Source organism: Nostoc sp. UHCC 0251, from assembly GCF_034932245.1.
GTDB lineage: Bacteria > Cyanobacteriota > Cyanobacteriia > Cyanobacteriales > Nostocaceae > Nostoc.
The window spans coordinates 1-6,374 of sequence record NZ_JAYGHD010000454.1 but is presented as its reverse complement, the minus strand read 5'-3'; the positions used below and the strand labels follow the sequence as shown (position 1 = coordinate 6,374).

The following is a 6,374-nucleotide window of genomic DNA, read 5'->3' as shown; positions in this document are numbered from 1 at the left end:
ACGTCTCTACAAGGGTTTCAGGTAACGCATAATTAATTTCTGGAGATGTCTATTAACTTCTTTGTTGTATGGCTGCACTACTAGAGTGACGTTTGCGCTTGAGTGCTGCAAATAAAGTTACAACAGCACCGAACGACAAAATAGGAACGCCTGAAGTTGGTTCAGCGACAGAAACAGATGAGATTGGCGTCAAGAGGACGGCGCGTAATTCACCATTAACTGCACCACGACCAGCAATTTGCCCATTATTGTTAATCGCAGATGCTGCTGTCAAGGTAAAGCCAGCGTCTGAACCAGGAGCAATCAGATCGTTTAAGTCGTATAGAGTATTATCGCTATAAAGAAAAGCTCGCAAACCATTGCCATCTGCTGCAAAAAAGTTATTGTTACTGCCAGAAAACCCGACTACTTGACCTAAATTATTAATCCCCACAGCAACACTGAACAAATCTGTAGGACGTAACCTACCGAGGTCTTGGAGTCCTGTACTGGAATTGTACAGAAAAGCTCGACCATCATCTACTCCAGTGAGTCCCGAAGTACCAACTACTTGTCCTAAGTTATTAATATCCAGTGCTGAACTGTACTCGTCACTTGGTAAAGTTCCCAAATTAGTAGTTTGGCCGTTTTCGTACAGAAAAGCTGTGTTTGAATTAAGAATGCCTACTACTTGTCCTAAGTTATTTAAACTGTAGGCAACAGTACCAGGAGTTCCTATGCTGGTTGCTGTACCATCACTGTATACAAAAGGCCCAAGTTCGCTTGCTCCCCCTACTATTTGGGTGCGATCGTTAATGGCATAAGGAATAGCATCTTGGATAGCGAGGGGTTGGGTGATGCCATTGCTGTATAGAAAAGGGTTATTTCCAGTAAAGTTATTACTACTAACCGAATTACCAACTACTTGCCCCAAGTTATTGATACCAGTTACTGCAAGTTGATCATCACCAGGTAGCGGACTAATTTCTTGAAGTGAACCATTGCTGTAAAAAAAAGAACTCTCCAAAGAATTAATGGCCACCTCACCTGAGTCATTTATGTCTGTAGCGTAACTGTAGGCTTCTCCTGTAAGACTGCCTAAGTCAGTAACTGAGTATAGAGATATTGCCAATGCCGACTTGGATGCAGCAAGACTGATTGCGGTCAAGGTTATTGCTGTTATACAGGATTTCCACTTAAGTAAAAGCATCTTACTTTTCCGTGATTTCTATTCCCCTACCAAATTACCACTGAACAGTACGGTGGAAACCTGCTGTATCCGGGTAGTCGCTAAATACGCCATCAACACCTAAGCTAAAAAATAGTTCATATTCCCCTTGGGGATTTCCTTGAAAGTCTAGTGGCAAAAAGCAGTCTTCGTTGCGGAAAGTCCAGACATGAACCAGCAAACCAGCAGCATGAGCATCGATAACTAAAGATGTAGGCGATGTCTGGCCGCGTCTACGCAATTTACCACTGCTGTCTCTCGGAACCACTAAATTTTTATGAACGCCAACCGCCTGTGCATATTTAGCAATTTCTTCTAAACCTGATGCAGTGACTAAATCTGCATATGTGCGTTCATCGCCACTAACTATAAAATCATAAGGTTTACCACTGTTATTCAGCAATTGCACCAGAGGTAAATCTGTCTTTGTAGATAAATCTTGTAAATTACTCACTTCAAAAGACTGAATGAAAATAGGTGCATTAGCGCCCTGATAACCGTTGGCTGTCAAAGTTGTAAGTAGAGGTTCTTCTAGGGCTAACCCAATAGATTTAAAGTAAGTCGGGTGCTTAGTTTCTGGGTAAATACCGATCGCACGATTAATTTCGGCACTTTTAGCCTTAACTAAATCGATGATTTCTTGCAGCGTGGGGATTTCAAAGAGTCCATCATAAGCGGTATTTTGCGATCGCAGTTTCCCAATTCGCTCTTTGGCTCGTAGTGTTTTCAGTTCTGACAAGGTAAAATCTTCAGTAAACCAACCTATTTTTGATTCTCCATCAATTACTTTGGTGGTTTGCCGATGAGCAAATTCTGCATAGTTAGCAACGTCAGTAGTTTCCGAAATTTCGTTTTCGTGACGAGCAATTAAAACACCGTCTTTGGTAGAAACTAAATCAGGTTCAATATAATCGGCCCCTAGTGCGATCGCCAATTCATAAGCAGCTAAAGTATGTTCTGGACGATAGCCACTAGCGCCTCGGTGAGCAATAATAATTGGCGGCTTACGTGTAAAATTTTTAACCATAATTGCGTGCCATTTGTAATTTTGTAAGTTAAAAATTAAATATTAATTTAGGTGAGCAGATGACAAGTAGTAATATTGAGATTGTTTTCAGTTTTGATACAACTGGGAGTATGTACCCTTGCCTTACTCAAGTACGACGAAAAATCAAAAATACCGTTACCAGACTGATAGACGAAATTCCCTTAATTAAAATTGGGATTATTGCTCATGGTGACTATTGCGACGAAGGCTCAACTTATGTCACCAAAATATTTAACATATCCGGTGATGTTGATGCTATTTGTGATTTTGTGCAAAATGTCGAACCTACTGGTGGCGGAGATGCACCAGAATGTTACGAATTGGTATTACATGAATCCCAATCTTTATCTTGGTCAAAGTCAGCAACAAAATCACTGGTTTTAATTGGCGATGATATTCCCCATCCTCCAGCACACAATCCTAAAAAACTGAATTGGCGCAAAGAGTTAGATAAACTAGCTGAGGCAGAAATTACAGTTTACGGAGTTCAAGCACTCAATCGCCCTCATGCCACTCCTTTTTATCAAGAACTTGCAGAAAAGTCTGGCGGTTTTCATATCAATTTAGACCAGTTTTCCTATATTAGTGATTTGTTTTTAGCAGTTTGCTACCAACAATCTTCTAATGATCAGCTACAAGCTTATGAACAAGAAGTAATTGACCAAGGACGGATGAGCCGTGGGTTAAATAAAATATTTAACACCATGATGAACCGAGAAGCAACATCCTATTACGAATCGGCTGATTTACGGGCAGTTTCTCCGGGACGTTTTCAGATTTTAGAGGTTGAACAAGATATTTCCATTAAAGCGTTTGTATTGGAAAATGGTTTGAGTTTTAAAGTTGGGCGGGGTTTCTACGAATTTACAAAAACAGAAACTATCCAGGCTCAAAAAGAAATTATCTTAATGGATCGAGCAACGGGTGATTTATTTGAAGGAGGTGCTGCACGAGAAATGTTAGGTCTACCGATGGATGCAACGATTCGTATTAAACCGAGTAACCTAGAAAAGTATGTTGTGTTTGTCCAAAGTACCTCTGCTAATCGTAAACTGATTGGCAAAACTCGATTTTTATATGAAGTCGAAGATTGGGATCGCTAAATCCTAAAGACTACAAGTCGCAGCTACCCAAACAAAGCCTGCTCATGCAGGCTATTCTATTCGCTAGGTATTTTGTAATAAGTCTAATGACCCAGATTAAGCCTGAAGTAAAACGTATAGAAGAACTGCGCCAGTTATTGCAACAAGCAAGCTTTGCTTATTACGTTCTAGATACTCCAATTATGGAGGATTCAGTATATGACCAGTTATATCGAGAATTGCAACAACTGGAAATTCAATATCCAGAATTGATAGCACCCGATAGCCCGACTCAGCGCGTGGGTGAGAGGCCAGCAACGCAGTTTACCTCGGTGCGGCATAATATTCCCCTGTACAGTCTGGAGAATGCATTTAATATCGATGAGTTGCAAGGGTGGGATCAGCGTTGGCGGCGACAAGTACCGAAAATAGACTCGGTAGAATATGTCAGCGAACTTAAAATTGATGGTTCTGCTTTGGCTCTTACCTATCAAAATGGCATTCTAGTTAGGGGTGCAACTAGGGGTGATGGGACGACGGGTGAAGATATCACCCAAAATGTGCGGACAATTCGCTCAATTCCCTTGCGTTTGAATTTTGAAGGGTTAGAAATTCTCGAAAGGGTGGAAGTGCGAGGCGAGGCGTTTTTGCCTTTGGAAGTATTTAAACAAATTAATGAAGAAAGGCAAAAAGCAGGGGAGCAATTATTTGCCAATCCTCGTAATGCCGCAGCAGGTACACTCAGACAGCTAGACTCGCGCATTGTCGCTAAACGGCGGTTAGCTTTCTTTGGCTACACGTTACATATTCCTGGTAGAGATGACACCAGTATTGCCAATACCCAATGGGAAGCGTTGGAGTTGTTAGAAAAGATGGGTTTTCAAGTGAACCCGAACCATAAACTTTGCGCCTCGATCGCAGAAGTGGCAAAATATTATGAATACTGGGATACGGAACGGCTGAATTTACCCTACATGACTGATGGGGTAGTAGTAAAGCTGAATTCTTTTAAACTTCAAGAACAGCTAGGGTTTACGCAGAAATTCCCTCGCTGGGCGATCGCTTTGAAGTACCCAGCCGAAGAAGCACCCACGCGTGTGGAAAATATTGCTGTAAATGTCGGACGAACGGGGGCGTTAACGCCGTTAGCCGAGATGCGCCCTGTGCAACTGGCGGGGACAACGGTTTCTCGCGCTACTTTACATAATAGCGATCGCATTACTCAATTAGATATTCGCATCGGCGATACTGTCATCGTCCGCAAAGCCGGGGAAATTATTCCAGAAGTGGTGAGGGTATTAAAAGAACTCCGTCCTGCTGACACTGAACCCTTCGTTATGCCCACCCATTGCCCAGTCTGTAGTCAACCAGTGGTGCGAGAATCGGGTGAGGCGGTGACTCGGTGCGTCAATGCTTCCTGTGCAGCGATTCTCAAAGGTTCCATTGAACATTGGGTAAGTCGTGATGCTTTGGATATTAAAGGTTTGGGCGAAAAGCTGGTGCATCAACTCGTTGATAAAGGTTTGGTGCATTCTGTTGCCGATTTGTATGAGTTGACAGCAGAGGAATTGTGTGCATTAGAAAGGATGGGGCAAAAGTCGGCAGAGAAATTAGTAGATGCGATCGCTCAATCAAAAAACCAACCTTGGTCAAGGGTATTATATGGTTTAGGCATCCGTCACGTTGGCAGCGTGAATGCCCAATTGTTGACTCAGAAATATTTCACTGTAGACCAGTTAGCTACAGCAAAGCAATCAGATATTGAAGGAATTTACGGTATCGGTGCTGAAATTGCCCAATCTGTGTACCAGTGGTTTCGCATTGATGCCAACCAAAGGTTGATAGAACGCTTGCAAGCCGAAGGATTGCAATTAACTGCTACAGAGGAAACAAAAATAGTTGGTGATTGTAATCAAAAGTTTGCAGGTAAAACTTTTGTCATTACGGGAACATTGCCCACCTTAAAGCGAGATGAAACGAAGGCTTTAATTCAAAAAGCTGGTGGAAAAGTGACTGAATCAGTGAGTAAAAAAACAGATTATTTGGTAGTAGGAGAAGATGCAGGTTCTAAATTAGAAAAAGCGCTTTCCTTGGGAATTACGCAATTAAGCGAGGCGCAATTGTTGAAAATGCTTGAGGATTGATGTATATCTAACAACTCGTCACACTCATTAATTGTTAACGTTTGTTACGCTTGGCTTCAGCCTTGATCCTCCCTAACCCTCTTTTTAAGGAGGAAATTAGAGCAAGCCTAAAAAAGGGAGCTAGTCTGTTGCCCAAAGTTTTTTATAGGAAGATCCCGCAGTGTGCAGAGGGTTCGGCAGTCTAAAATACTATATTTTATCGTACTGTAAACTTATGTATTTAACGTATAATATTTTCAACTGCGATCACTTCCTTTAATGCCCCTACCAAAAACTTGATAATATTGATAGCGATGCCTGCGGGGGGCAAAGCCAACGTGTTCGACTCTGGAACCCTAGTAGATCATTTACCCTAAAAATGGTTAAAGAAAAATTTGGAGCTTTACTAAATAAAACCAATGTCTGAACAAAAGCCCGTAAGCCCCTGGAACTACAAACCTTGGTGGTGTCAGCCCTGGTCTATAATTCTCACAGGTGTAACACTTATTGGTGGTAGCTGGTTACTATTTAAAACCATCTGGCTAACAGTTCTCATCTCTATCCCTGTAGTGACGTGGATGGCCTTTTTTGTGTTGTTTTGGCCACAACTAATGATTCGCAGTGGGATTTTGGAGTCGTATAAAAGTGACAATCTACAAAACTAAATAACCCAATTCACTGGCTACTTTCTTCCAGCTACAAAATCACCTATTATTCTATCTCTCTCTGCCCGTCTGACAGATATGAATTCTGTCTATCAGAGTCTCGTATATAATTGGTCATAACGAGTGCACAGAATTCTTGGCGATTGTCTGGTGATAAGTAGGTCAAACCAATTCGCAATTGTGAATTCGCAATTCGCAATTAAATCAGTGGGGGCTTGAATCCCGCCACTGATTTGAGTCCACTGAATC

Annotated in this window: 5 protein-coding genes; 3 read left to right on the top strand and 2 right to left on the bottom strand. The window is 41.8% G+C overall.

Annotated elements, in window-relative coordinates; genetic code table 11:
- Positions 1-52 precede the first annotated feature (52 nt).
- Both VB740_RS35245 and VB740_RS35240 read right to left on the bottom strand, forming a co-directional pair.
- Complete coding sequence (locus VB740_RS35245) at positions 53-1,147, bottom strand: DUF3466 family protein (protein WP_323204451.1); 1,095 nt, start codon at positions 1,145-1,147, stop codon at positions 53-55.
- 76 nt (positions 1,148-1,223) lie between these two features.
- On the bottom strand, positions 1,224-2,234 hold the full coding sequence (locus VB740_RS35240; protein ID WP_323204450.1) for a glycerophosphodiester phosphodiesterase: 1,011 nt from the start codon (positions 2,232-2,234) through the stop codon (positions 1,224-1,226).
- A gap of 59 nt (positions 2,235-2,293) precedes the next feature.
- Here VB740_RS35240 and VB740_RS35235 point away from each other — a divergent pair, with 59 nt between their 5' ends.
- The 3 genes from VB740_RS35235 to VB740_RS35225 all read left to right on the top strand — a co-directional run bounded on the left by VB740_RS35235 (position 2,294) and on the right by VB740_RS35225 (position 6,125).
- Entirely contained in the window at positions 2,294-3,358 is a 1,065-nt protein-coding gene (locus VB740_RS35235) for a vWA domain-containing protein (protein ID WP_323204449.1), read from the top strand.
- A gap of 86 nt (positions 3,359-3,444) precedes the next feature.
- Positions 3,445-5,481 (top strand): NAD-dependent DNA ligase LigA, encoded by a 2,037-nt coding sequence (ligA, locus tag VB740_RS35230; protein ID WP_323204448.1) that lies wholly within the window; start codon positions 3,445-3,447, stop codon positions 5,479-5,481.
- Between the two features lie 398 nt (positions 5,482-5,879).
- The gene (locus tag VB740_RS35225; RefSeq protein ID WP_323204447.1) at positions 5,880-6,125 is read left to right on the top strand and encodes a DUF6737 family protein; all 246 of its coding nucleotides are present in this window, start codon (positions 5,880-5,882) and stop codon (positions 6,123-6,125) included.
- Positions 6,126-6,374: the final 249 nt, after the last annotated feature.